24 protein-coding genes and 2 other annotated features (1 of these 26 cut by a window edge) are annotated in these 23,058 nt (G+C 45.1%); all 24 genes read left to right on the forward strand.

The window, feature by feature from the left end; genetic code table 11:
• Positions 1-34: the final stretch of a UvrB/UvrC motif-containing protein gene (locus AADZ70_RS15520; protein ID WP_016935918.1), read on the forward strand. It extends 524 nt beyond the left edge of the window; the window shows 34 of its 558 coding nt (coding positions 525-558); the start codon falls outside the window, past its left edge; its stop codon occupies positions 32-34.
• The gene (locus AADZ70_RS15525; RefSeq protein WP_016935917.1) at positions 34-1,125 is read left to right on the forward strand and encodes a protein arginine kinase; all 1,092 of its coding nucleotides are present in this window, start codon (positions 34-36) and stop codon (positions 1,123-1,125) included. The genes AADZ70_RS15520 and AADZ70_RS15525 overlap by 1 nt, the downstream gene beginning before the upstream one ends.
• Complete coding sequence (gene clpC / locus AADZ70_RS15530; RefSeq protein ID WP_016935916.1) at positions 1,122-3,557, forward strand: ATP-dependent protease ATP-binding subunit ClpC; 2,436 nt, start codon at positions 1,122-1,124, stop codon at positions 3,555-3,557. The genes AADZ70_RS15525 and clpC overlap by 4 nt, the downstream gene beginning before the upstream one ends.
• Positions 3,558-3,650: 93 nt before the next feature.
• Complete coding sequence (gene radA, locus AADZ70_RS15535; protein WP_016935915.1) at positions 3,651-5,030, forward strand: DNA repair protein RadA; 1,380 nt, start codon at positions 3,651-3,653, stop codon at positions 5,028-5,030.
• A 3-nt stretch (positions 5,031-5,033) separates the two neighbouring features.
• Complete coding sequence (gene disA / locus AADZ70_RS15540) at positions 5,034-6,116, forward strand: DNA integrity scanning diadenylate cyclase DisA (protein ID WP_003156401.1); 1,083 nt, start codon at positions 5,034-5,036, stop codon at positions 6,114-6,116.
• Positions 6,117-6,229: 113 nt separating this feature from the next.
• A complete protein-coding gene (locus AADZ70_RS15545; protein WP_045927008.1) occupies positions 6,230-7,330 on the forward strand; it encodes a PIN/TRAM domain-containing protein in 1,101 nt (366 codons plus the stop codon).
• Positions 7,331-7,343: 13 nt separating this feature from the next.
• Positions 7,344-8,042, forward strand: a complete 699-nt coding sequence (gene ispD, locus AADZ70_RS15550; RefSeq protein WP_342007299.1) for a 2-C-methyl-D-erythritol 4-phosphate cytidylyltransferase — start codon at positions 7,344-7,346, stop codon at positions 8,040-8,042.
• Complete coding sequence (gene ispF / locus AADZ70_RS15555; protein WP_016935912.1) at positions 8,035-8,511, forward strand: 2-C-methyl-D-erythritol 2,4-cyclodiphosphate synthase; 477 nt, start codon at positions 8,035-8,037, stop codon at positions 8,509-8,511. Before ispD ends, ispF begins: the two co-directional genes overlap by 8 nt.
• Before the next feature lie 91 nt (positions 8,512-8,602).
• Positions 8,603-10,054 carry a glutamate--tRNA ligase gene (gene gltX, locus AADZ70_RS15560; RefSeq protein WP_049627779.1) on the forward strand — a complete coding sequence of 484 codons (1,452 nt, stop codon included), beginning with the start codon at positions 8,603-8,605 and terminating at the stop codon, positions 10,052-10,054.
• Between the two features lie 2 nt (positions 10,055-10,056).
• Positions 10,057-10,290, forward strand: a binding site (T-box leader).
• Between the two features lie 74 nt (positions 10,291-10,364).
• Positions 10,365-11,018, forward strand: coding sequence for a serine O-acetyltransferase (cysE, locus tag AADZ70_RS15565; protein WP_007410393.1), 654 nt, complete (start codon positions 10,365-10,367; stop codon positions 11,016-11,018).
• On the forward strand, positions 11,015-12,415 hold the full coding sequence (cysS, locus tag AADZ70_RS15570) for a cysteine--tRNA ligase (RefSeq protein WP_016935910.1): 1,401 nt from the start codon (positions 11,015-11,017) through the stop codon (positions 12,413-12,415). The genes cysE and cysS overlap by 4 nt, the downstream gene beginning before the upstream one ends.
• A 4-nt stretch (positions 12,416-12,419) precedes the next feature.
• Complete coding sequence (locus AADZ70_RS15575) at positions 12,420-12,851, forward strand: Mini-ribonuclease 3 (protein ID WP_016935909.1); 432 nt, start codon at positions 12,420-12,422, stop codon at positions 12,849-12,851.
• Positions 12,835-13,584: a 23S rRNA (guanosine(2251)-2'-O)-methyltransferase RlmB gene (gene rlmB, locus AADZ70_RS15580; protein WP_342007300.1), complete on the forward strand. Its 750-nt coding sequence runs from the start codon at positions 12,835-12,837 to the stop codon at positions 13,582-13,584. The genes AADZ70_RS15575 and rlmB overlap by 17 nt, the downstream gene beginning before the upstream one ends.
• Positions 13,585-13,590: 6 nt before the next feature.
• Positions 13,591-14,103 (forward strand): ribosome-dependent mRNA decay endonuclease Rae1/YacP, encoded by a 513-nt coding sequence (gene rae1, locus AADZ70_RS15585; protein WP_013350802.1) that lies wholly within the window; start codon positions 13,591-13,593, stop codon positions 14,101-14,103.
• A 62-nt stretch (positions 14,104-14,165) separates the two neighbouring features.
• Positions 14,166-14,822, forward strand: coding sequence for an RNA polymerase sporulation sigma factor SigH (gene sigH / locus AADZ70_RS15590; RefSeq protein ID WP_003156415.1), 657 nt, complete (start codon positions 14,166-14,168; stop codon positions 14,820-14,822).
• Positions 14,823-14,911: 89 nt separating this feature from the next.
• Entirely contained in the window at positions 14,912-15,061 is a 150-nt protein-coding gene (gene rpmG, locus AADZ70_RS15595) for a 50S ribosomal protein L33 (protein WP_003156421.1), read from the forward strand.
• Between the two features lie 32 nt (positions 15,062-15,093).
• Positions 15,094-15,273 carry a preprotein translocase subunit SecE gene (gene secE / locus AADZ70_RS15600; RefSeq protein WP_003156422.1) on the forward strand — a complete coding sequence of 60 codons (180 nt, stop codon included), beginning with the start codon at positions 15,094-15,096 and terminating at the stop codon, positions 15,271-15,273.
• Between the two features lie 164 nt (positions 15,274-15,437).
• Entirely contained in the window at positions 15,438-15,971 is a 534-nt protein-coding gene (gene nusG, locus AADZ70_RS15605; RefSeq protein ID WP_003156423.1) for a transcription termination/antitermination protein NusG, read from the forward strand.
• A gap of 167 nt (positions 15,972-16,138) precedes the next feature.
• Complete coding sequence (gene rplK, locus AADZ70_RS15610) at positions 16,139-16,564, forward strand: 50S ribosomal protein L11 (protein ID WP_003156430.1); 426 nt, start codon at positions 16,139-16,141, stop codon at positions 16,562-16,564.
• A 94-nt stretch (positions 16,565-16,658) separates the two neighbouring features.
• A complete protein-coding gene (gene rplA, locus AADZ70_RS15615; RefSeq protein WP_016935907.1) occupies positions 16,659-17,357 on the forward strand; it encodes a 50S ribosomal protein L1 in 699 nt (232 codons plus the stop codon).
• 48 nt (positions 17,358-17,405) lie between these two features.
• Positions 17,406-17,548, forward strand: a sequence feature (ribosomal protein L10 leader region).
• Positions 17,549-17,611: 63 nt separating this feature from the next.
• Positions 17,612-18,112 (forward strand): 50S ribosomal protein L10, encoded by a 501-nt coding sequence (gene rplJ / locus AADZ70_RS15620; RefSeq protein ID WP_003156433.1) that lies wholly within the window; start codon positions 17,612-17,614, stop codon positions 18,110-18,112.
• Positions 18,113-18,153: 41 nt separating this feature from the next.
• Entirely contained in the window at positions 18,154-18,522 is a 369-nt protein-coding gene (gene rplL / locus AADZ70_RS15625) for a 50S ribosomal protein L7/L12 (protein ID WP_151280360.1), read from the forward strand.
• Between the two features lie 91 nt (positions 18,523-18,613).
• Positions 18,614-19,219: a class I SAM-dependent methyltransferase gene (locus AADZ70_RS15630; protein ID WP_016935906.1), complete on the forward strand. Its 606-nt coding sequence runs from the start codon at positions 18,614-18,616 to the stop codon at positions 19,217-19,219.
• A 243-nt stretch (positions 19,220-19,462) separates the two neighbouring features.
• Positions 19,463-23,044 (forward strand): DNA-directed RNA polymerase subunit beta, encoded by a 3,582-nt coding sequence (rpoB, locus tag AADZ70_RS15635; RefSeq protein WP_003156440.1) that lies wholly within the window; start codon positions 19,463-19,465, stop codon positions 23,042-23,044.
• The last annotated feature ends 14 nt before the right edge of the window (positions 23,045-23,058 follow it).

Below are 23,058 nucleotides of genomic sequence, written 5' to 3' on the forward strand. Positions count from 1 at the left end.
AAAAGGCACAGATAGTGAGGAGGAACAAGGGTAATGTCGCTCAAGCATTTTATTCAGGACGCATTAAGCAATTGGATGAAGCAAAAGGGACCTGAAAGTGACATTGTACTCAGCAGCCGTATACGATTGGCCAGAAACTTTGAAAATATAAAGTTTCCTGCCCGGTATACGAATGAAGAAGCCTCATCCATTATTCAGCAATTCGAAGATCATTTTTCAGGGAAAGAACTGCCTGATATCGGTCAATTTCATTTAATCAGAATGAGTGAAGCTCAGCCTTTGGAAAAACGGGTGCTGATGGAAAAGCATCTGATCAGCCCGAATTTAACGGAATCACCGTTTGGCGGCTGTCTGCTTTCTGAAAATGAAGAAGTCAGCATTATGTTAAATGAAGAAGATCATATCAGAATTCAATGTCTCTTCCCCGGCTTCCAGCTTCTCAACGCCATAAAAGCGGCAAACCAGGTTGATGACTGGATTGAGGAGAAAGTGGATTACGCTTTTGGGGAGAAGAGAGGATACTTAACAAGCTGTCCTACAAATGTAGGGACGGGACTAAGGGCTTCGGTCATGATGCATTTGCCGGGTCTTGTACTAACTAGGCAATTGAATCGAATTATACCGGCAATTAACCAATTAGGTTTAGTTGTTAGAGGAATTTACGGGGAAGGCAGCGAAGCATTAGGAAATATCTTTCAAATTTCAAATCAAATCACACTTGGAAAATCAGAACAGGATATCGTCGATGATTTGAACAGTGTGGCTGCCCAGCTGATTGAGCAGGAACGCTCAGCCCGAGAAGCGCTTTATCAAACCTCGAAAATTGAATTAGAGGACCGGGTATTCAGATCTTACGGCGTTTTATCCAACTGCCGAATGATTGAATCGAAGGAAACGGCGAAATGCCTTTCTGACGTTCGGCTGGGGATAGACCTGGGGATCATTAAAGGGCTATCAAGCAATATACTTAATGAACTGATGATTTTGACACAGCCCGGTTTTCTCCAGCAATATTCGGGCGGCGCATTACGGCCGAACGAAAGAGACGTGAGAAGAGCGGCTCTTATCAGGGAAAGGCTGCATTTAGAAATGAGTGCAAATAGACAGGAGGATGATTCGATATGATGTTTGGAAGATTTACAGAGCGGGCTCAAAAGGTATTGGCACTGGCACAGGAAGAAGCACTGCGCTTAGGCCATACAAATATCGGAACTGAACATATATTATTGGGGTTAGTCCGTGAAGGTGAAGGGATAGCATTTAAAGCTTTAGAAGCGCTTGGCCTCAATTCAGATAAAATGCAGAAAGAAGTGGAAAGTTTGATTGGCCGAGGGCAGGAAAGCACCACCTCTGTCCCTCATTACACGCCTAGAGCCAAAAAGGTAATAGAACTATCAATGGATGAAGCCAGAAAGCTCGGTCATTCTTATGTAGGAACAGAGCATATACTTCTTGGGCTGATTCGTGAAGGTGAGGGAGTCGCCGCGAGAGTACTGAATAATCTGGGTGTCAGTCTCAATAAGGCGAGACAGCAGGTTCTGCAGCTTCTCGGAAGCAATGAGACAGGGGCATCTGGAGCAGGGACAAATAGCAGCGCAAACACGCCGACGCTTGACAGTCTGGCGCGTGATTTAACCGCGATTGCGAGGGAAGACAGCCTTGATCCGGTTATCGGCCGAAGCAAAGAAATTCAGCGTGTTATTGAGGTATTAAGCCGCAGAACAAAGAATAATCCCGTTCTGATTGGAGAACCGGGTGTAGGTAAAACTGCGATTGCTGAAGGTCTCGCACAGCAGATCATCAATAATGAAGTGCCGGAAATTTTACGTGATAAACGCGTAATGACATTAGACATGGGAACGGTTGTAGCAGGCACGAAATACCGCGGAGAATTTGAAGACCGTCTGAAAAAAGTAATGGATGAAATACGTCAGGCCGGCAATATTATTTTATTCATTGACGAATTGCACACACTGATCGGAGCTGGAGGAGCAGAAGGCGCGATTGACGCGTCGAATATTTTAAAACCTTCACTCGCTCGCGGAGAGCTTCAGTGCATCGGTGCGACAACGCTTGATGAATACCGCAAATATATCGAAAAAGACGCAGCTCTGGAGCGCCGCTTCCAGCCGATTCAGGTGGATGAGCCGTCAGTCGATGAAAGCATTCAGATCTTAAAAGGTCTTCGTGACCGCTATGAAGCGCATCACCGCGTATCTATTACCGATGAAGCAATCGAAGCGGCGGTTAAATTGTCTGACCGTTATATTTCTGACCGCTTCCTTCCGGATAAAGCGATCGATTTAATTGACGAAGCCGGTTCAAAAGTGCGTCTCCGTTCCTTCACAACGCCTCCGAACTTAAAAGAGCTTGAGCAGAAACTCGATGAAGTTCGCAAGGAAAAAGACGCTGCCGTTCAAAGCCAGGAGTTTGAAAAAGCGGCTTCTCTTCGTGATACGGAGCAGCGCTTGAGAGAACAGGTGGAAGATACGAAAAAAACGTGGAAAGAAAAACAAGGCCAGGAGAACTCCGAAGTTTCTGTAGAGGATATCGCAATGGTGGTATCCAGCTGGACCGGGGTGCCTGTATCTAAAATTGCGCAAACGGAAACAGATAAGCTTCTCAATATGGAAAGCATTCTGCACTCCCGCGTCATTGGCCAGGATGAAGCCGTTGTAGCCGTTGCGAAGGCTGTCAGACGTGCAAGAGCCGGTTTGAAGGATCCGAAACGTCCGATCGGTTCATTCATCTTCTTAGGCCCAACAGGCGTAGGGAAGACAGAGCTGGCAAGAGCGCTGGCGGAATCCATTTTCGGTGATGAGGAAGCGATGATCAGAGTGGATATGTCCGAATATATGGAGAAACATTCGACTTCGCGTCTTGTCGGTTCTCCTCCGGGATATGTCGGTTATGATGAAGGCGGCCAGCTGACGGAAAAAGTGAGAAGAAAACCTTACTCTGTCGTACTGCTTGATGAAATTGAAAAAGCGCATCCTGATGTGTTTAACATTCTCCTGCAAGTGCTTGAAGACGGACGCTTGACTGATTCAAAAGGACGCACTGTTGATTTCCGCAACACGATTCTGATTATGACGTCAAACGTCGGAGCGAGCGAGCTGAAACGCAACAAATATGTGGGCTTCAATGTGCAGGATGAATCACAAAACCATAAAGACATGAAAGACAAAGTCATGGGAGAGCTGAAGCGTGCCTTCAGACCTGAATTTATCAACCGGATTGACGAAATTATCGTCTTCCACTCCCTTGAGAAAAAACATCTTACAGACATCGTGTCGCTTATGTCTGACCAGTTAACAAAACGTCTGAAAGAACAAGATCTCTCTATAGAGCTGACGGATGCTGCAAAAGCAAAAGTAGCAGACGAGGGCGTCGATTTGGAATACGGCGCACGTCCGTTAAGAAGAGCGATTCAAAAGCATGTGGAGGACCGGTTATCAGAAGAGCTTCTCAGAGGCAATATTGATAAAGGCCAGCACATCGTTCTTGATGTTGAAGACGGCGAATTTGTCGTAAAAACAACTGCTAAAACGAACTAATATAGTGACAAACATGAGGCATACGTAAGCAAGTGTATGCCTCACTTTGTTATATAGAGAAATATTCGATAAGGAAGAGGTCTTACAGCATATATGGCTAAATCAAAAACAAAATTCATCTGCCACTCATGCGGTTATGAATCCGCAAAATGGATGGGGAAATGCCCGGGCTGCGGGGCTTGGAATACAATGGTGGAAGAAACCATCAAAAAAGCGCCGGCAAATCGGCGGGCGGCTTTCTCCCACTCCGTTCAAACCGTCCAGAAACCATCACCCATTACATCAATTGAAACATCAGAAGAACCCCGTGTTCAAACCAAGCTCGAAGAATTTAACAGAGTGCTTGGCGGCGGCGTTGTGAAGGGCTCGTTAGTATTAATCGGCGGCGACCCCGGCATCGGAAAGTCAACGCTCCTTCTTCAAGTATCCGCACAATTAGCAGACACGGCCGGCAGCGTGCTTTACATTTCCGGGGAAGAATCCGTGAAGCAAACGAAGCTGCGCGCTGACAGGCTTGGAATCAACAGCCAATTGTTACATGTTTTATCTGAAACCGATATGGAGTATATTTCGTCTGCTATACAAGAGATGAAACCCGCATTTGTTGTCGTAGACTCCATTCAGACCGTTTACCAAAGCGACATTACCTCAGCTCCCGGCAGTGTATCACAAGTAAGAGAGTGTACGGCTGAATTGATGAAAATCGCGAAAACAAACGGCATTCCGATTTTTATCGTCGGACACGTCACAAAAGAAGGATCGATCGCTGGGCCAAGATTGCTTGAGCATATGGTCGATACCGTTCTATACTTTGAAGGAGAGCGGCACCATACATTCCGTATTTTGCGGGCTGTAAAAAACCGTTTCGGCTCAACAAATGAAATGGGCATCTTTGAAATGCGGGAAGAGGGGCTTACAGAAGTGCTGAACCCTTCGGAAATTTTCTTGGAAGAGCGTTCTGCCGGGGCTTCGGGTTCGAGTATCGTTGCGTCAATGGAAGGAACGAGACCGATCCTGGTTGAAATTCAGGCGCTCATATCACCGACCAGCTTTGGAAACCCGCGCCGCATGGCTACAGGGATTGACCACAATAGGGTGTCGTTAATCATGGCTGTGCTTGAGAAGCGGGTGGGGCTTTTGCTTCAGAATCAAGATGCATATTTAAAAGTCGCCGGCGGCGTCAAACTGGATGAACCGGCGATTGATTTGGCAGTAGCCGTCAGCATTGCTTCAAGCTTCAGAGATACACCGCCGAATCCTGCAGATTGCTTTATCGGTGAAGTGGGTCTGACAGGAGAAGTCCGCAGGGTGTCAAGAATCGAACAGCGCGTAAAAGAAGCGGCGAAACTCGGCTTCAAGCGTATGGTCATACCTGAGGCGAATGCAGGCGGATGGACAATACCAAAAGGGATTGAGGTTGTCGGAGTAGCAAATGTTGCAGAAGCGCTTCGTACTTCATTAGGAGGATCATAATAGATGGAAAAAGAGAAAAAAGGGGCGAAACAAGAGCTTGACCTGTCTGCAATTCTGCAGTTCGTTGCACCGGGCACGCCGCTCAGAGCCGGGATAGAGAATGTACTGCGGGCAAATACAGGCGGCCTGATTGTTGTCGGATACAATGATAAGGTAAAGCAAGTCGTGGATGGCGGTTTTCATATTAATACATCATTTGCGCCCGCTCACCTATACGAGCTGGCCAAAATGGACGGTGCCATTATTTTAAGCGATTCCGGCCAGAAAATTCTTTATGCGAATACACAGCTTATGCCGGAAGCGACCATTTCTTCTTCAGAAACGGGAATGAGGCACCGTACGGCGGAACGGGTGGCGAAGCAGACCGGCTGTCTCGTCATCGCCATTTCTGAACGCAGAAATGTCATTACGTTATACCAGGACAGCATGAAATACACACTGAAGGACATAGGATTTATTTTAACAAAAGCAAACCAGGCGATTCAAACGCTTGAGAAGTATAAAACCATTTTAGACAAAACGATTACGGCTTTAAACGCTTTAGAGTTTGAGGAGCTCGTGACATTCAGTGACGTGCTGTCCGTCATGCACCGCTATGAAATGGTGCTCCGTATAAAAAATGAAATCAACATGTATATTAAAGAACTCGGAACTGAAGGCCACTTAATCCGTCTGCAGGTGATTGAACTGATTACGGATATGGAAGAAGAAGCGGCTCTTTTCATCAAAGACTATGTGAAAGAAAAAATCAAAGATCCGTTCGTGCTGTTAAAAGAGCTTCAGGATATGTCCAGCTATGATCTGCTTGATGATTCCATTCTGTTTAAGCTGCTTGGATATCCCGCTTCTACCAACCTTGATGATTATGTGCTGCCGAGAGGGTACAGACTGCTGAATAAAATTCCGCGTCTGCCGATGCCGATTGTTGAAAATGTGGTTGAGGCGTTCGGATTTTTGCCAAGCATAACGGAAGCCACTGTTGAAGAGCTGGATGATGTTGAAGGCATCGGCGAGGTGCGCGCCCAAAAAATCAAAAAAGGTTTAAAACGTCTTCAAGAAAAACACTATATAGATAGACAGCTTTAAGTATCGCTTAAACCTGTCAGAATCCGGGTATATTATTGTTAGTTTTTGTTTATTCTGATATTTGTAGGCTTTGACAGCCTGCTGAAAAATGTTACTTAAAAGGAGGTGGAGGTATGTTAAAACGAATAGTTCAGGCGTTCTTCATTATTGTGGGCGGCGTTGTCGGTATCTTTTTAATACCTGAATTGTTTGTACTGTCAAATATACAGGACATACCTTTAATAACAAACGCATATACGTCTGCTGCAATTGGTGCTATTATCTTTTTTCTCATCAGTATATGGACGACAGAATATGTGATTAATTGGGTGAAATGGATTGAAGATTCTTTGCTGAGAGCTCCGGTGCCGGATCTGTTATTCGGAAGTCTCGGATTGGTTTTTGGACTTATCATCGCATATCTCATTGTAAACGTGATTCCGCTGGACAATATTCCGTACCGTATATTCAGCACCATCATCCCGGTCTTTTTGGCTTTCTTTCTCGGTTATCTGGGCTTCCAGGTCGGATTTAAGAAAAAGGATGAACTGATCAGTCTGTTCTCCATTTCTGCAAGAATGCAGAAGAAAAAAGGAAGTGCCGATGAGGAGCAGGAGGAACAGGAGAAAAGGCTGAAAATCTTGGATACAAGTGTTATTATTGATGGGAGAATTGCAGATATTTGTCAGACGGGCTTTTTAGAAGGAGTCATTGTCATTCCTCAATTTGTGCTTGAGGAATTACAGCATATCGCTGATTCTTCAGATGTTTTAAAACGCAACAGAGGACGCCGCGGACTGGATATTTTGAATCGCATTCAAAAGGAACTGGATATTACGGTTGAAATTTATGAAGGCGACTTCGAAGACATTCAAGAGGTTGACAGCAAACTTGTCAAACTTGCGAAGCTGACATCCGGTGTCGTTGTGACGAATGATTTTAATTTAAATAAAGTATGTGAGCTTCAGAAGGTTGCGGTACTGAATATTAATGACCTTGCAAACGCGGTGAAGCCGGTTGTGCTTCCGGGTGAAGAAATGAATGTGCAGGTGATTAAGGACGGGAAAGAGCATAATCAAGGTGTGGCTTACTTGGATGACGGAACAATGATCGTTGTGGAAGAAGGCCGCAATTATATAGGGAAACATATTGATGTGCTCGTAACCAGCGTGCTGCAGACAGCGGCGGGGCGAATGATTTTTGCCAAGCCTAAGCTGCTTGAGAAGGCTCTTTAAGAGGGAGTTAATGATGGAGTATGTCGTAGTCATTCCGGCTGCCGGACAAGGGAAACGGATGAAAGCCGGGAAAAATAAGCTGTTCATCGGCTTAAAGGGTGCGCCTGTTATTATACACACACTGCGGGTTTTTGAAAGCCACGCGCCTTGTCAGAAAATAATCCTGGTGATAAACGAGAGTGAACGGGAAGATTTTCGCCAGCTGCTTGTCCAGTTTCCGGTTAAAGCGGAAATTGAGCTTGTCACCGGCGGGGCGGAGCGTCAGCATAGTGTATACGAAGGACTGAAAGTGATTGATGAGGAGTCCGTCGTCCTTGTTCATGACGGGGCGCGCCCGTTTGTCACGCATCAGCATATCGATAAACTCGTTGAAACAGCAGAAGAGACGGGAGCGGCTGTCCTGGCTGTTCCTGTGAAAGACACGATAAAACGGGCGGAAGGTTCCCGGGTTGCGGAGACCTTTGACCGTTCAAGCTTGTGGGCCGTTCAAACGCCGCAGGCTTTTCGTCTTTCTTTATTGAAAAAGGCGCATAGGGAAGCGGAAAACAAAGGCTTCTTAGGTACAGATGACGCCAGTCTAGTTGAGCGTCTTGATGGATATCAGGTGAGTATCGTTGAAGGCAGCTATACCAATATTAAGCTGACAACGCCGGATGATCTGATATCAGCGGAAGCAATCATGAAAGCGGAAAGTGGGAATCATAATGTTTAGAATCGGACAAGGATTTGACGTGCATCAACTAACGGAGGGCCGTCCTCTTATCATCGGCGGAATTGAAATTCCTTATGAAAAAGGGCTGCTCGGGCATTCCGATGCGGATGTATTGCTGCACACGGTTGCAGATGCGTGCCTCGGAGCGGTGGGTGAAGGAGATATCGGCAAGCATTTCCCGGATACTGATCCGGAATTCAAAGATGCGGATTCTTTTAAGCTGCTTCAGCATGTCTGGAACATTGTCAAAGAAAAAGGGTACGTACTCGGAAACATAGACTGCACGATTATTGCGCAAAAGCCGAAAATGGCGCCGCATATTGATGCGATGAGAAAACGAATAGCGGAAGGCCTTGAGGCAGACGTCTCTCAAGTAAATGTAAAAGCAACAACGACAGAAAAGCTCGGGTTTACCGGAAGAGCCGAAGGAATTGCCGCTCAGGCGACTGTTCTGATCCAAAAAGCCTGATCATTATTTTGATGCCCGGTCTATTTGGTGGTAGAATAGATACATATATTCGGCTAGAGGCTACAGACGAGATGAAAGGAAGTATTTGAACATGGGAAATGAAGTACGCGTCCGCTATGCACCGAGTCCGACCGGACATTTGCATATCGGTAACGCCAGAACGGCGCTTTTTAACTATTTATTTGCCCGCAGCCAAGGCGGAAAGTTTATTATCCGGATTGAGGATACGGACAAAAAGCGAAATATCGAAGGCGGGGAGCAAAGCCAGCTTAACTATCTGAAATGGCTCGGCATAGACTGGGATGAAAGTGTGGATGTCGGCGGAGAATACGGCCCGTACCGCCAGTCTGAACGGAATGACATTTACAAAGAGTACTATGAAGCGCTGCTTGAAAAAGGGCTTGCTTATAAATGTTTCTGTACGGAAGAAGAACTTGAGAAAGAACGTGAAGAGCAGATCGCCCGCGGGGAAATGCCGCGCTATTCAGGCAAACACAGAAACCTGACTCAGGAAGAGCAGGAGCAGTTTTTAGCCGAAGGAAGACAGCCGAGCATCCGTTTCCGCGTGCCGGAAGGAAAAATCATCACTTTTAACGATATCGTAAAAGGCGAGATTTCTTTTGAATCAGACGGTATCGGCGACTTCGTCATCGTTAAAAAAGACGGTACACCGACGTATAACTTTGCCGTCGCAATTGACGATTACCTAATGAAAATGACGCACGTGCTCCGCGGTGAGGACCATATTTCAAATACACCGAAACAAATCATGATTTTCCAGGCGTTCGGCTGGGATATTCCTGAATTCGGACATATGACGCTTATCGTGAATGAAAGCCGCAAAAAATTAAGTAAACGTGATGAATCAATTATTCAGTTTATTGAGCAGTATGATGAGCTGGGTTACCTGCCTGAAGCGCTGTTTAACTTTATCGGACTTCTCGGCTGGTCTCCTGTCGGTGAAGAAGAGCTCTTCACAAGAGAACAATTTATTGAAATTTTTGATGTGAATCGTTTATCTAAGTCACCGGCTCTATTTGATATGCATAAACTGAAATGGGTCAACAACCAATATGTCAAAGCGCTGGATCTTGATCAAGTTGTTGAACTGACCCTGCCTCACCTGCAAAAAGCAGGAAAAGTCGGCACTGAGCTTTCTGCCGAAGAGCGGGAATGGGTGCGTAAGTTAATCTCTCTTTACCATGAGCAATTGAGCTACGGTGCTGAAATTGTCGAGCTGACTGATTTGTTCTTTAAGGATGAGATCGAGTATAATCAAGAGGCAAAAGCCGTTCTGGCGGAAGAACAGGTGCCTGAAGTGCTCAGCGCATTTGCTGCGAAGCTTGAAGAGCTTGAAGAATTCACGCCAGAGCAGATCAAAGCCTCAATTAAAGCCGTTCAGAAAGAAACAGGCCATAAAGGCAAAAAGCTGTTCATGCCGATTCGTGTAGCGGTTACCGGCCAGACGCACGGTCCGGAGCTTCCGCAGGCTATTGAGCTGATCGGCAGAGAAACAGCCGTAAAACGCCTGAAAAGCATTTAAATATACGATTGTTGACAGGGAAGAGTATAAAACAATGACCATTACAGAAAGAATCTTCATCGGCTGAGAGAGATTCATGCGTTATGTTTTAGAAGTGCGCCCTTAAGACCTTTGAAGAACATTTCTGCGGAAATCAGTATTTAAAGGCGGCCGCCGCCGTTACCGGCTTTAAAGTTGGGAAAACAGCGTTTTGTTTTTCAAACAGAGTGGAACCGCGCGGTAAAAGCGTCTCTGTCATGTTTACATGCAGAGGCGCTTTTTTTATAGGCGGAAAAACAGACTGGAGCGGGGAGAGAATGGGGGGAAGCATGTGTTTTTTAAAATGCTAAAAGAAGACATAGATACAGTGTTCGATCAAGATCCGGCAGCAAGAAGCTATTTTGAAGTTGTTTTAACTTATTCTGGTTTACATGCTATATGGGCGCATCGGATTGCACATGCTTTATATAAACGGAGATTTTTCTTCCTTGCGCGCCTGATATCACAGATTGCCCGTTTCTTTACCGGAATCGAAATCCATCCCGGCGCGACCATCGGGAGAAGGTTTTTCATTGATCACGGTATGGGGGTCGTCATAGGGGAAACATGTGAAATCGGCAATAACGTGACGGTATTCCAAGGTGTTACTCTCGGGGGAACGGGAAAAGAAAAGGGAAAGCGGCATCCGACCATTAAAGATGATGCTTTAATTGCAACGGGGGCGAAGGTGCTCGGCTCTATAACAGTCGGGCAAGGCTCTAAAGTAGGGGCCGGCTCCGTTGTGCTGCGTGATGTTCCCGACTTTTCAACCGTTGTCGGCATACCTGGAAAAGTCGTCATTCAGAACGGAAGAAAGATCAAACGCGATCTCAATCACCAAGACTTGCCCGATCCGGTTGCTGACCGGTTAAGAGCATTGGAGCAGCAGATTTTTGAGCTGCAGGCTGAACTGGAAGATAAAAAAGAAAGGATCAACCAAAAATGACCATTACACTTTATAATACATTGACACGGAAAAAGGAAACATTCGTTCCTCTTGAGGAAGGAAAAGTAAAAATGTACGTGTGCGGACCGACTGTATACAACTATATTCATATCGGAAATGCCCGTCCGGCGATTGTGTATGATACCGTACGCAACTATTTGGAGTATAAAGGATACGATGTTCAATACGTATCGAATTTCACTGATGTTGATGACAAATTGATTAAGGCGGCCAATGAGCTCGGTGAGGACGTTCCGACCGTTTCTGAACGATTTATTAAAGCTTATTTTGAAGATGTGGGCGCCCTCGGATGCCGGAAAGCGGACCTTCACCCTCGGGTTATGGAGAACATGGACGCTATTATTGAATTTGTCAGCGAGCTGATTAAAAAAGGCTACGCTTATGAATCGGAAGGCGACGTCTATTTCAAAACAAGAGCCTTCGAAGGCTACGGCAAGCTTTCACAGCAATCAATTGATGAACTCAGATCGGGCGCCCGTATCCGTGTCGGTGAGAAGAAAGAGGATGCGCTGGACTTTGCTCTTTGGAAAGCCGCCAAAGACGGAGAAATTTCATGGGATAGCCCTTGGGGAAAAGGCCGCCCGGGCTGGCACATTGAATGCTCCGCAATGGTGAAAAAATATTTGGGTGACGAAATCGATATTCATGCCGGCGGTCAGGACCTGACATTCCCGCACCATGAAAACGAAATCGCCCAATCTGAAGCATTAACAGGCAAGACATTCGCAAAATACTGGCTTCACAACGGTTACATCAATATAGATAATGAAAAAATGTCAAAATCGCTCGGCAACTTTGTTTTGGTGCACGATATCATTAAGCAGTATGATCCGCAGCTTTTGAGATTTTTCATGCTGTCCGTTCATTACCGCCACCCAATCAACTATTCGGAAGAGCTGCTTGAGAAAACAAAAAACGCGTTTAACCGCCTGAAGACGGCCTACAGTAATTTAAACCATCGTTTGATTAGCAGCACGAATCTGACTGACAATGATGATGAATGGCTCGCTAAAATCGAAGAGCACCGCGCTGCATTTGAAGAAGCGATGGATGATGATTTTAATACGGCGAATGCGATTTCCGTTTGGTTTGATTTGGCGAAGCTTGCCAACTACTACATGCAGGAGGACAATACGGCGGATCACGTCATTAAAGCCTTCATCAGTATGTTTGACCGAATCGGATCCGTTCTCGGACTTACGCTCGGCGAAGAAGAGCTTGTCGATGAAGAGATAGAAGAATTGATCGAGAAGAGAAATGAAGCCCGCCGCAATCGCGATTTTGCTTTGTCAGACCAAATTCGCGATCAGCTGAAAAGCATGAATATCATTCTTGAAGATACGGCTCAGGGAACTCGCTGGAAGCGGGGAGAGTAAGCGGATGCTTCAATTTGAACAAATCAAAGATTCAAAGCAGTTAAACGGTCTTGCGCTCGCTTATATGGGTGATGCCATTTTTGAAATATATGTCCGGCATCACCTGCTTAAGCAGGGCCATACGAAACCGAATGACCTTCATAAGAAGGCGAGCCGGATCGTATCGGCAAAATCACAGGCAGACATTCTGTTCCGCCTTCAGGAAGAATCCTTTTTCACGGAGGAAGAGGAAGCCGTGGTGAGAAGGGGAAGAAACGCGAAATCAGGGACGACGCCTAAAAACACAGATGTACAGACGTACCGCCATAGTACAGCTTTTGAGGCTTTGCTCGGATATCTTTTTCTTGAGAAAAGAGAAGAAAGACTGAATCAGCTGATTACAGAAGCTATACAAGTCGGGACGTCAGGGAGGAAAACAAATGAGTCAGCAACATGATTACGTCATAGGAAAAAACGCGGTAATTGAGACGTTAAAGTCGGATCGCAAACTCTATAAGTTATGGATGGCGGAAAACACAGTAAAAGGACAGGCGCAGCAAGTTATGGTGCTTGCTAAAAAGCGCGGCGTCACCATTCAATTTGTGCCGAGAAAAAAACTCGATCAGATGGTGGAGGGGCAGCATCAGGGAGTTGTCGCTCAGGTGGCGGCATATGAATATGCACAATTAGACGAATTATATAAAAGAGCGGAACAGAGAAACGAACAGCCTTTCTTTCTCATATTGGACGAGCTGGAAGACCCTCATAATCTCGGTTCCATCATGAGAACGGCTGACGCTGTCGGCGCGCACGGCATCGTGATTCCGAAACGCAGAGCGGTCGGACTGACTTCGACGGTCGCAAAAGCTTCGACCGGTGCGATTGAACACATTCCCGTCGTGAAGGTGACCAACCTTGCCCGGACACTTGATGAAATGAAGGAGCGGGGGATTTGGGTCGTCGGAACGGATGCATCCGCCCGGGAAGACTACCGCTCTATGGACGGCAAGATGCCTTTGGCGCTCGTTATCGGAAGCGAAGGCAGAGGAATGGGCCGGCTTGTGAAGGAGAAATGTGATTTTCTCATTAAACTTCCGATGGCCGGAAAAGTCACGTCTCTGAATGCGTCGGTAGCGGCCGGCCTTCTCATGTATGAAGTCTACCGGAAACGCAATCCTTTAGGGGAATAAAGACAAATGGACATCCTATTAGTAGACGGATACAACATGATAGGAGCTTGGCCGCAGCTAAAGGATTTAAAAGCGAACAGTTTTGAAGAAGCGAGAGATGTGCTGATTCAGAAGATGGCGGAGTATCAGTCGTACACGGGAATTAAAGTCATTGTGGTGTTTGACGCACATCTGGTAAAAGGCATAGAGAAAAAACACACGAATCACAGAGTCGAAGTGATTTTCACACGGGAGAATGAAACGGCGGATGAGCGGATTGAGAAGCTTGCACAGGCGCTGAATAATATTGCGACACAGATTCATGTCGCAACCTCTGATTACACGGAGCAGTGGGCGATTTTCGGACAAGGGGCTCTCCGCAAATCCGCCCGGGAGCTGCTGAGGGAAGTGGATGCGATAGAACGCCGGATTCAAAGACGGGTTTCAAAGATCACTTCCGAAAAACCCCCGGGTAAAATCGAGCTGTCCGAAGAGGTTTTGAAAACGTTTGAAAAGTGGCGGCGCGGCGGCCTGGATTAGGTTGACGCTTTTTCGCCCATTAATGTATAATATTTCTATCTACGTGCGCCGGGGGGATCGCAGTGAATCTACAGAACAGCAAGGGAAAATTCAACAAAGTGCAGTTTTGCCAGTTGGAGGACGAGCAGGTCATTGAAAAGGTTCATGTTGGGGATAGTGATGCGTTAGATTACTTGATTACGAAGTACCGTAATTTTGTACGGGCGAAAGCCAGGTCTTATTTTTTAATAGGGGCCGACAGAGAAGATATTGTACAGGAAGGGATGATAGGCTTATATAAGTCTATCCGAGACTTTAGGGAGGACAAGCTTACTTCATTTAAAGCTTTTGCAGAATTATGCATTACCCGCCAGATTATTACCGCAATAAAGACAGCTACCCGTCAGAAACACATTCCTTTAAATTCTTATGTTTCTTTAGACAAGCCAATTTTTGATGAAGAATCAGACAGAACACTGCTTGATGTCATTTCAGGCGCAAAAACGTTAAACCCTGAAGAAATGATTATTAATCAGGAAGAATTCGATGATATTGAGATGAAAATGGGAGAACTGCTTAGCGATCTGGAGAGAAAGGTGCTTGTTTTGTACTTGGACGGAAGAAGTTACCAAGAAATTTCAGATGACTTAAACCGACACGTAAAATCAATTGATAATGCCCTGCAGCGCGTGAAGCGCAAGCTTGAGAAGTATTTAGAAATAAGAGAAATCAGCCTGTAGCGGGTTTCTATGTCATATTGACAGAATTTTTCTGACTGTGCTATTTTATTAAGATAAATGAATGTCTATTTAGGAAAAGGTGTATCGACATGAGAAAAAAGATTACGCTGGCATGCAAAACATGCGGAAATCGTAATTATACGACAATGAAAAGCTCTGCATCAGCGGCTGAGCGGTTAGAAGTTAAGAAGTACTGCAGCACTTGCAATTCACATACAGCTCATTTAGAAACAAAATAGTGTTCGCTTTTTAAATTGTGGAGGTCTTTTACATGCGCATGATGAGTTTCTTTAAAGATGTTGGGAAAGAAATGAAAAAGGTTAGCTGGCCTAAAGGCAAAGAGTTAACGCGCTATACGATCACGGTGATTTCAACGGTTATCTTTTTTGTTATCTTTTTTGCCCTCCTTGATACAGGAATTTCTCAATTAATTCGTTTAATAGTTGAATAATGATCAGCAATACGTGCTATAATAGATCATAATATCGTTTGCCAAAACCCGTTCAGCGGGTTTTTTATTGTGTTGAAAAAAGGATTCATAGGCTCTGAGCCTATTTTTTGTTTTACACTTCATTTTTAAATGCGGGGAGGGAAGGACTGCAGAGTCCTGATAGAATGGAAAAGAATTGGTATGTTGTTCATACGTATTCCGGTTATGAAAACAAAGTAAAAGCAAACCTTGAAAAACGTGTGGAATCAATGGGAATGCAGGATAAAATTTTCCGCGTGGTCGTTCCTGAAGAAGAAGAGACTGATATTAAGAACGGCAAGAAAAAAGTAGTCAAAAAGAAAGTGTTCCCGGGTTATGTGCTTGTTGAAATCGTCATGACTGATGATTCTTGGTATGTAGTCCGCAACACGCCGGGCGTTACCGGTTTCGTCGGATCAGCCGGTTCAGGCTCAAAGCCGACTCCGCTTCTTCCTGGCGAAGCGGAAACCATTTTAAAACGGATGGGCATGGATGAGCGGAAAACCGACATTGATTTTGAATTGAATGAGACAGTCAAAGTCATAGACGGGCCATTCGCCAACTTTACAGGATCAATTGAAGAGATTGATTATGATAAGAGCAAAGTGAAGGTATTCGTTAACATGTTCGGCCGTGAAACGCCGGTTGAACTGGAATTTACCCAGATCGACAAATTGTAATGTGAAAAAACTTGAAATTGCTATATATTAATGATAATATAGCAAAGGTACGTCTTGGACTAATCCAAGGCAGCTAGCTTGATATTTCGTCATTCATATAAAGAATGAAACCTTGAGTGGGAGGGTTTACCCTATTACCACATCACGGACTTAAGGAGGTGTGTCTCGTGGCTAAAAAAGTAGTAAAAGTTGTAAAATTGCAAATTCCTGCTGGAAAAGCTAACCCAGCGCCGCCAGTTGGACCTGCACTAGGTCAAGCCGGTGTAAATATCATGGGATTCTGTAAGGAGTTTAACGCTCGTACAGCTGACCAAGCTGGTTTAATCATTCCTGTTGAAATTTCGGTTTACGAAGACCGTTCATTTACATTTATTACAAAAACTCCGCCTGCTGCAGTATTGCTTAAAAAAGCAGCTGGAATTGAGTCTGGTTCTGGTGAACCAAACCGTAATAAAGTGGCAACCGTTAAGCGCGATAAGGTTCGCGAAATCGCTGAAACGAAAATGCCTGACTTAAACGCAGCAGACGTTGAAGCGGCAATGCGCATGGTTGAAGGTACTGCCCGCAGTATGGGTATCGTTATCGAGGATTAATTTGTTTCTTGTCGGGTTGCGAGTTTTCACAAGTTCGCAACCCTTATTCGTGGGAGGTTATTCCGCTATAACCACATAAGGAGGAAATTTTAAAATGGCTAAAAAAGGTAAAAAGTACGTTGAAGCTGCGAAGCTTGTAGACCGTGCAAAAGCTTACGACGTCGCTGAAGCAGTGGCGCTTACTAAAAAAACAAACACAGCTAAATTCGACGCTACAGTTGAAGTTGCTTTTCGTTTAGGGGTTGACACTCGTAAAAACGATCAGCAAATCCGCGGAGCAGTCGTGCTTCCTAACGGAACTGGTAAAACTCAGCGCGTGCTTGTATTCGCTAAAGGCGAAAAAGCAAAAGAAGCTGAAGCTGCCGGTGCAGATTTCGTTGGGGATACTGACTACATCAACAAAATTCAACAAGGCTGGTTCGATTTCGATGTAATCGTAGCTACACCTGACATGATGGGTGAGGTTGGTAAAATCGGTCGTGTACTTGGACCAAAAGGTTTAATGCCAAACCCTAAAACTGGTACAGTTACTTTCGAAGTTGAAAAAGCAATCGGCGAAATCAAAGCTGGTAAAGTTGAATACCGTGCTGATAAAGCTGGTAACATCCATGTTCCTATCGGTAAAGTTTCTTTCGAGGATGAAAAACTTGTTGAGAACTTCACAACAATGTACGATACAATCCTGAAAGCTAAACCTGCTGCAGCTAAAGGCGTTTACGTGAAAAACGTTGCTGTAACATCTACTATGGGACCTGGTGTCAAAGTAGACGCTTCAACTTTCAACGTAAAATAATATTTGACTTTAGATCAGCATTCTGATATGATTCAAAATGTTGTAAAATATAATATGTCATTTATACCGTAGACAGCAGGGGCCGCTGAGGCTTAATATCCTGCCGAGGTGTATATATATCACAGCTATTACGTTACGTATGCTTGTATATACAGCCTCCATGTCCACATGGAGGCTTTTTATATGAAATCGTCGTCACAGTCGTGATCACCTAGCGGTATAAGTGTTACACAAAATCTACAGGAGGTGTAACCATGAGCAGCGCAATTGATACAAAAAAAGTTGTTGTTGAAGAGATTGCTTCTAAACTGAAAGAAAGCAAATCAACGATCATCGTTGACTACCGCGGACTTAACGTTTCTGAAGTAACTGAACTCCGTAAACAGCTTCGCGAAGCTAACGTAGAGTTCAAAGTGTACAAAAACACAATGACTCGCCGTGCGGTTGAACAAGCTGAACTTGATGGTTTGAATGATGTCTTGACTGGACCGAATGCGATCGCATTCAGTACTGAAGATGTTGTCGCTCCGGCGAAAGTTCTTAACGAGTTCGCGAAAAACCACGAAGCTCTGGAAATCAAAGCGGGTGTTATCGAAGGTAAAGTATCTTCTGTTGAAGAAGTGAAAGCTCTTGCTGAACTTCCTTCACGCGATGGCTTACTTTCTATGTTGCTTAGCGTACTTCAAGCTCCAGTTCGCAACCTTGCACTTGCAGCTAAAGCAGTTGCAGATCAAAAGGAAGAACAAGGCGCTTAATCTGATTTTACCCTAAAATAAAACAAATGGAGGAATTTCAAATGGCTTTAAATATCGAAGAAATCATTGCTTCCGTTAAAGAAGCAACTGTACTTGAATTGAACGACCTAGTAAAAGCAATCGAAGAAGAATTTGGCGTAACTGCTGCTGCTCCTGTAGCTGTAGCTGGCGGAGCTGCTGGCGGCGCTGCTGAAGAGCAAAGCGAATTCGACCTTATCCTTGCTGGTGCAGGTTCTCAGAAAATCAAAGTTATCAAAGTTGTTCGTGAAATCACTGGTCTTGGCTTGAAAGAAGCTAAAGAACTTGTTGACAACACTCCAAAACCACTTAAAGAAGGTATTGCGAAAGAAGAAGCTGAAGAGCTTAAAGCTAAACTTGAAGAAGTTGGCGCTTCTGTAGAAGTTAAGTAATCTTCACTTGCCTGTAGGGGAAGCTCGCTTTTATGAGGCGGGCTTTTTCTTTGCTTTTCTTTAAGCGCCATTAAAAAAGGAGGTTCTAATAATGAGTGAACACTATTATTCAGAAAAACCTTCAGTCAAAAGCGATAAACAGACATGGTCATTTACACTGCGGAACAGATCTTATACATTCACAAGTGACAGCGGCGTTTTCTCAAAAAAGGAAGTTGATTTCGGTTCGCGTGTCTTAATTGAAGCGTTTGAAGAGCCTGAGGTTGATGGTGACTTCCTGGATGCAGGCTGCGGCTACGGCCCGATCGGTCTGTCGCTCGCCGGTGAATTTACAGACCGGACCGTGCACATGATTGACGTGAATGAAAGAGCCGTAGAGCTGTCAAATGAAAATGCAGAAAAAAACGGAATAAAAAACGTTCGGATTTATCAGAGTGATTTATTTTCAAATATTGATTCTGCTCAAACATTTGCTTCTATTATTACAAACCCCCCAATCCGCGCCGGAAAAAAAGTTGTCCATGCCATTTTTGAAAAAAGCGCTGAGCATTTAAGGGCTTCAGGTGAGTTGTGGATCGTTATACAGAAAAAACAGGGCGGGCCTTCTGCCATTGAAAAACTGAAGGAGCTTTTTGACGAAGTTTCCGTCGTTCAAAAAAAGAAAGGCTATTATATCATAAAAGCAAAAAAAGTTTGACTTGAATTTTCAGCTATGTTAATATTGTAAAATGCCAATGTATATATTTTGCATGATATGCTGAATAATCATAGTGCATGTATAAATTATACAAACATGGAAATGCTAATAAAATCGGTATTTGTTTTTGGATGTGGTTTTCTTAATTAGAAACCCTTTTTTCTTTTGTCTTGTAAAAGTATTTCTTCATCGTAAGGAATGCTTATTACACATATAATACGCATGATTTGAGGGGTGAATCAGTTGACAGGTCAACTAGTTCAGTATGGACGACACCGCCAGCGCAGAAGCTATGCTCGCATTAGCGAAGTGTTAGAATTACCAAATCTCATTGAAATTCAAACCTCTTCTTATCAGTGGTTTCTTGATGAGGGTCTTAGAGAGATGTTTCAAGACATATCACCAATTGAGGATTTCACTGGTAACCTCTCTCTTGAGTTCATTGACTACAGTTTAGGAGATCCTAAGTATCCCGTTGAAGAGTCAAAAGAACGTGATGTGACTTACTCAGCTCCGCTAAGAGTGAAGGTTCGTTTAATTAACAAAGAAACTGGAGAGGTAAAAGACCAGGATGTCTTCATGGGTGATTTCCCTATTATGACAGATACCGGTACTTTTATCATCAACGGTGCAGAACGTGTTATCGTATCTCAGCTTGTTCGGTCTCCAAGTGTATATTTCAGTGGTAAAGTAGACAAAAACGGTAAGAAAGGTTTTACCGCGACTGTCATTCCAAACCGTGGCGCATGGTTAGAATACGAAACTGATGCGAAAGATGTTGTGTATGTCCGCATTGATCGCACACGTAAGTTGCCGGTTACGGTTCTTTTGCGTGCTCTCGGCTTCGGTTCCGATCAAGAGATTCTCGATCTCATTGGTGAGAACGAATATCTCCGCAATACACTGGATAAGGACAACACTGAAAACAGTGACAAAGCGCTTCTTGAAATCTATGAGCGCCTTCGTCCGGGAGAGCCGCCTACAGTAGAAAACGCAAAAAGTTTGCTGGATTCCCGTTTCTTTGATCCTAAGCGATACGACCTTGCGAATGTAGGACGCTATAAAATTAATAAAAAGCTTCATATCAAGAACCGTCTGTTTAACCAGCGCCTTGCAGAAACACTGGTTGATCCTGAAACAGGTGAAATCCTCGCTGAAAAAGGGCAGATTCTTGACAGAAGAACACTTGATAAAGTACTGCCATACTTAGAAAATGGAATCGGCTTCAGAAAACTTTATCCTAACGGCGGCGTTGTCGAGGATGAAGTGATGCTTCAATCCATTAAAATCTATGCTCCTACTGATGCAGAAGGAGAGCAGACGATCAATGTGATCGGCAATGCTTACATTGAAGAGGCGATTAAAAACATTACGCCTGCTGATATTATTTCTTCTATCAGCTACTTCTTCAATCTCCTGCACGGAGTGGGCGACACTGACGATATCGACCATCTCGGAAACCGCCGCCTGCGTTCTGTAGGTGAGCTCCTGCAAAACCAATTCCGTATCGGTTTAAGCCGGATGGAACGTGTCGTACGTGAAAGAATGTCTATTCAAGACACAAATACAATCACGCCGCAGCAGCTGATTAACATCAGACCTGTTATTGCGTCTATTAAAGAGTTCTTCGGAAGCTCACAGCTTTCTCAATTCATGGACCAGACGAACCCGCTTGCTGAATTGACGCACAAACGCCGTCTGTCAGCTCTTGGACCGGGCGGTTTGACGCGTGAGCGTGCAGGTATGGAAGTACGTGACGTTCACTACTCTCACTATGGCCGTATGTGTCCGATTGAAACGCCTGAGGGTCCGAACATCGGTTTGATCAACTCATTGTCATCATTTGCGAAAGTAAACCGCTTTGGTTTCATTGAGACGCCATACCGCCGCGTTGATCCTGAAACAGGAAAAGTAACGCCTAGAATCGACTACTTGACTGCTGATGAAGAGGATAACTATGTCGTAGCCCAAGCGAACGCTAAGCTGAGCGATGACGGTTCTTTCTTGGATGACAGCATCGTAGCCCGTTTCAGAGGGGAAAACACCGTTGTAGCCCGCAACCGCGTGGATTACATGGACGTATCTCCTAAACAGGTTGTATCTGCTGCGACAGCATGTATTCCGTTCTTGGAAAACGATGACTCGAACCGTGCCCTTATGGGAGCGAACATGCAGCGTCAGGCTGTGCCTTTGATGCAGCCTGAAGCTCCGATCGTCGGAACGGGTATGGAATACGTATCCGGTAAAGACTCCGGTGCAGCCGTTATTTGTAAACACCCTGGTATCGTTGAACGGGTGGAAGCGAAAAACGTATGGGTGCGCCGCTATGAAGAAATTGACGGCCAAAAAGTAAAAGGCAACCTGGATAAGTACAGCTTGCTGAAATTTGTCCGCTCCAACCAAGGTACGTGCTACAACCAGCGTCCGATCGTCAGTGTCGGCGATGAAGTAGTAAAAGGAGAAATCCTTGCTGACGGCCCTTCAATGGAGCTTGGTGAACTTGCTCTCGGCCGCAACGTAATGGTCGGCTTCATGACATGGGATGGCTACAACTATGAGGATGCCATCATCATGAGTGAACGTCTTGTGAAAGATGATGTATACACATCTATTCACATTGAAGAATATGAATCAGAAGCACGTGATACAAAGCTTGGACCGGAAGAGATCACCCGCGATATTCCAAACGTAGGGGAAGACGCGCTTCGCAACCTTGATGACCGCGGAATTATCCGTATCGGCGCGGAAGTCAACGACGGAGACCTTCTCGTGGGTAAAGTAACGCCTAAAGGTGTAACTGAGCTTACGGCTGAAGAACGCCTTCTGCACGCAATCTTTGGAGAAAAAGCGCGTGAAGTCCGTGATACTTCCCTCCGTGTGCCTCATGGCGGCGGCGGAATTATCCACGACGTAAAAGTCTTCAACCGTGAAGACGGAGACGAACTTCCTCCGGGAGTGAACCAGCTTGTACGCGTATATATCGTTCAGAAACGTAAGATTTCTGAAGGTGATAAAATGGCCGGACGTCACGGAAACAAAGGGGTTATCTCGAAGATTCTTCCTGAAGAAGATATGCCTTACCTTCCTGACGGCACGCCGATCGATATCATGCTTAACCCGCTGGGTGTACCATCACGTATGAATATCGGTCAGGTATTAGAACTTCACATGGGTATGGCTGCCCGCTACCTCGGCATTCACATCGCGTCACCTGTATTTGACGGCGCGCGTGAAGAAGATGTGTGGGAAACACTTGAAGAAGCAGGCATGTCAAGAGACGCTAAAACAGTCCTTTATGACGGCCGTACGGGAGAACCGTTCGACAACCGTGTATCTGTCGGAATCATGTACATGATCAAACTGGCACACATGGTTGATGATAAACTTCATGCCCGTTCTACAGGTCCTTACTCACTTGTTACGCAGCAGCCTCTCGGCGGTAAAGCCCAATTCGGCGGACAGCGTTTCGGTGAGATGGAGGTTTGGGCGCTTGAAGCTTACGGCGCAGCTTACACGCTTCAAGAAATCCTGACTGTGAAGTCCGATGACGTGGTCGGACGTGTGAAAACATATGAAGCCATCGTCAAAGGCGACAATGTTCCAGAGCCTGGTGTTCCGGAATCATTCAAAGTATTGATCAAAGAGCTTCAAAGCTTAGGTATGGACGTGAAAATCCTTTCAGGCGATGAAGAAGAAATAGAAATGAGAGATCTAGAAGACGAGGAAGATGCGAAACAAGCTGACGGCCTTGCATTATCAGGTGATGAAGCGCCGGAAGAAACAGCATCTCCAGACGTTGAACGTGACGCAGTAACGAAAGAATAGTCTGTGATTGATAA

Origin of the sequence: Bacillus sp. YBsi01 (assembly GCF_038406745.1) — a bacterium.
In the GTDB taxonomy this organism is placed as follows: domain Bacteria; phylum Bacillota; class Bacilli; order Bacillales; family Bacillaceae; genus Bacillus; species Bacillus siamensis.

What these genes read in the sequence shown, in the direction of transcription:
- AADZ70_RS15525 (WP_016935917.1), top strand. Translation starts at nt 34, where the DNA reads ATGTCGCTCAAGCATTTTATTCAGGACGCATTAAGCAATTGGATGAAG.
- clpC (WP_016935916.1), top strand. Translation starts at nt 1,122, where the DNA reads ATGATGTTTGGAAGATTTACAGAGCGGGCTCAAAAGGTATTGGCACTG.
- radA (WP_016935915.1), top strand. Translation starts at nt 3,651, where the DNA reads ATGGCTAAATCAAAAACAAAATTCATCTGCCACTCATGCGGTTATGAA.
- disA (WP_003156401.1), top strand. Translation starts at nt 5,034, where the DNA reads ATGGAAAAAGAGAAAAAAGGGGCGAAACAAGAGCTTGACCTGTCTGCA.
- AADZ70_RS15545 (WP_045927008.1), top strand. Translation starts at nt 6,230, where the DNA reads ATGTTAAAACGAATAGTTCAGGCGTTCTTCATTATTGTGGGCGGCGTT.
- ispD (WP_342007299.1), top strand. Translation starts at nt 7,344, where the DNA reads ATGGAGTATGTCGTAGTCATTCCGGCTGCCGGACAAGGGAAACGGATG.
- ispF (WP_016935912.1), top strand. Translation starts at nt 8,035, where the DNA reads ATGTTTAGAATCGGACAAGGATTTGACGTGCATCAACTAACGGAGGGC.
- gltX (WP_049627779.1), top strand. Translation starts at nt 8,603, where the DNA reads ATGGGAAATGAAGTACGCGTCCGCTATGCACCGAGTCCGACCGGACAT.
- cysS (WP_016935910.1), top strand. Translation starts at nt 11,015, where the DNA reads ATGACCATTACACTTTATAATACATTGACACGGAAAAAGGAAACATTC.
- AADZ70_RS15575 (WP_016935909.1), top strand. Translation starts at nt 12,420, where the DNA reads ATGCTTCAATTTGAACAAATCAAAGATTCAAAGCAGTTAAACGGTCTT.
- rlmB (WP_342007300.1), top strand. Translation starts at nt 12,835, where the DNA reads ATGAGTCAGCAACATGATTACGTCATAGGAAAAAACGCGGTAATTGAG.
- rae1 (WP_013350802.1), top strand. Translation starts at nt 13,591, where the DNA reads ATGGACATCCTATTAGTAGACGGATACAACATGATAGGAGCTTGGCCG.
- rpmG (WP_003156421.1), top strand. Translation starts at nt 14,912, where the DNA reads ATGAGAAAAAAGATTACGCTGGCATGCAAAACATGCGGAAATCGTAAT.
- secE (WP_003156422.1), top strand. Translation starts at nt 15,094, where the DNA reads ATGCGCATGATGAGTTTCTTTAAAGATGTTGGGAAAGAAATGAAAAAG.
- nusG (WP_003156423.1), top strand. Translation starts at nt 15,438, where the DNA reads ATGGAAAAGAATTGGTATGTTGTTCATACGTATTCCGGTTATGAAAAC.
- rplA (WP_016935907.1), top strand. Translation starts at nt 16,659, where the DNA reads ATGGCTAAAAAAGGTAAAAAGTACGTTGAAGCTGCGAAGCTTGTAGAC.
- rplJ (WP_003156433.1), top strand. Translation starts at nt 17,612, where the DNA reads ATGAGCAGCGCAATTGATACAAAAAAAGTTGTTGTTGAAGAGATTGCT.
- rplL (WP_151280360.1), top strand. Translation starts at nt 18,154, where the DNA reads ATGGCTTTAAATATCGAAGAAATCATTGCTTCCGTTAAAGAAGCAACT.
- AADZ70_RS15630 (WP_016935906.1), top strand. Translation starts at nt 18,614, where the DNA reads ATGAGTGAACACTATTATTCAGAAAAACCTTCAGTCAAAAGCGATAAA.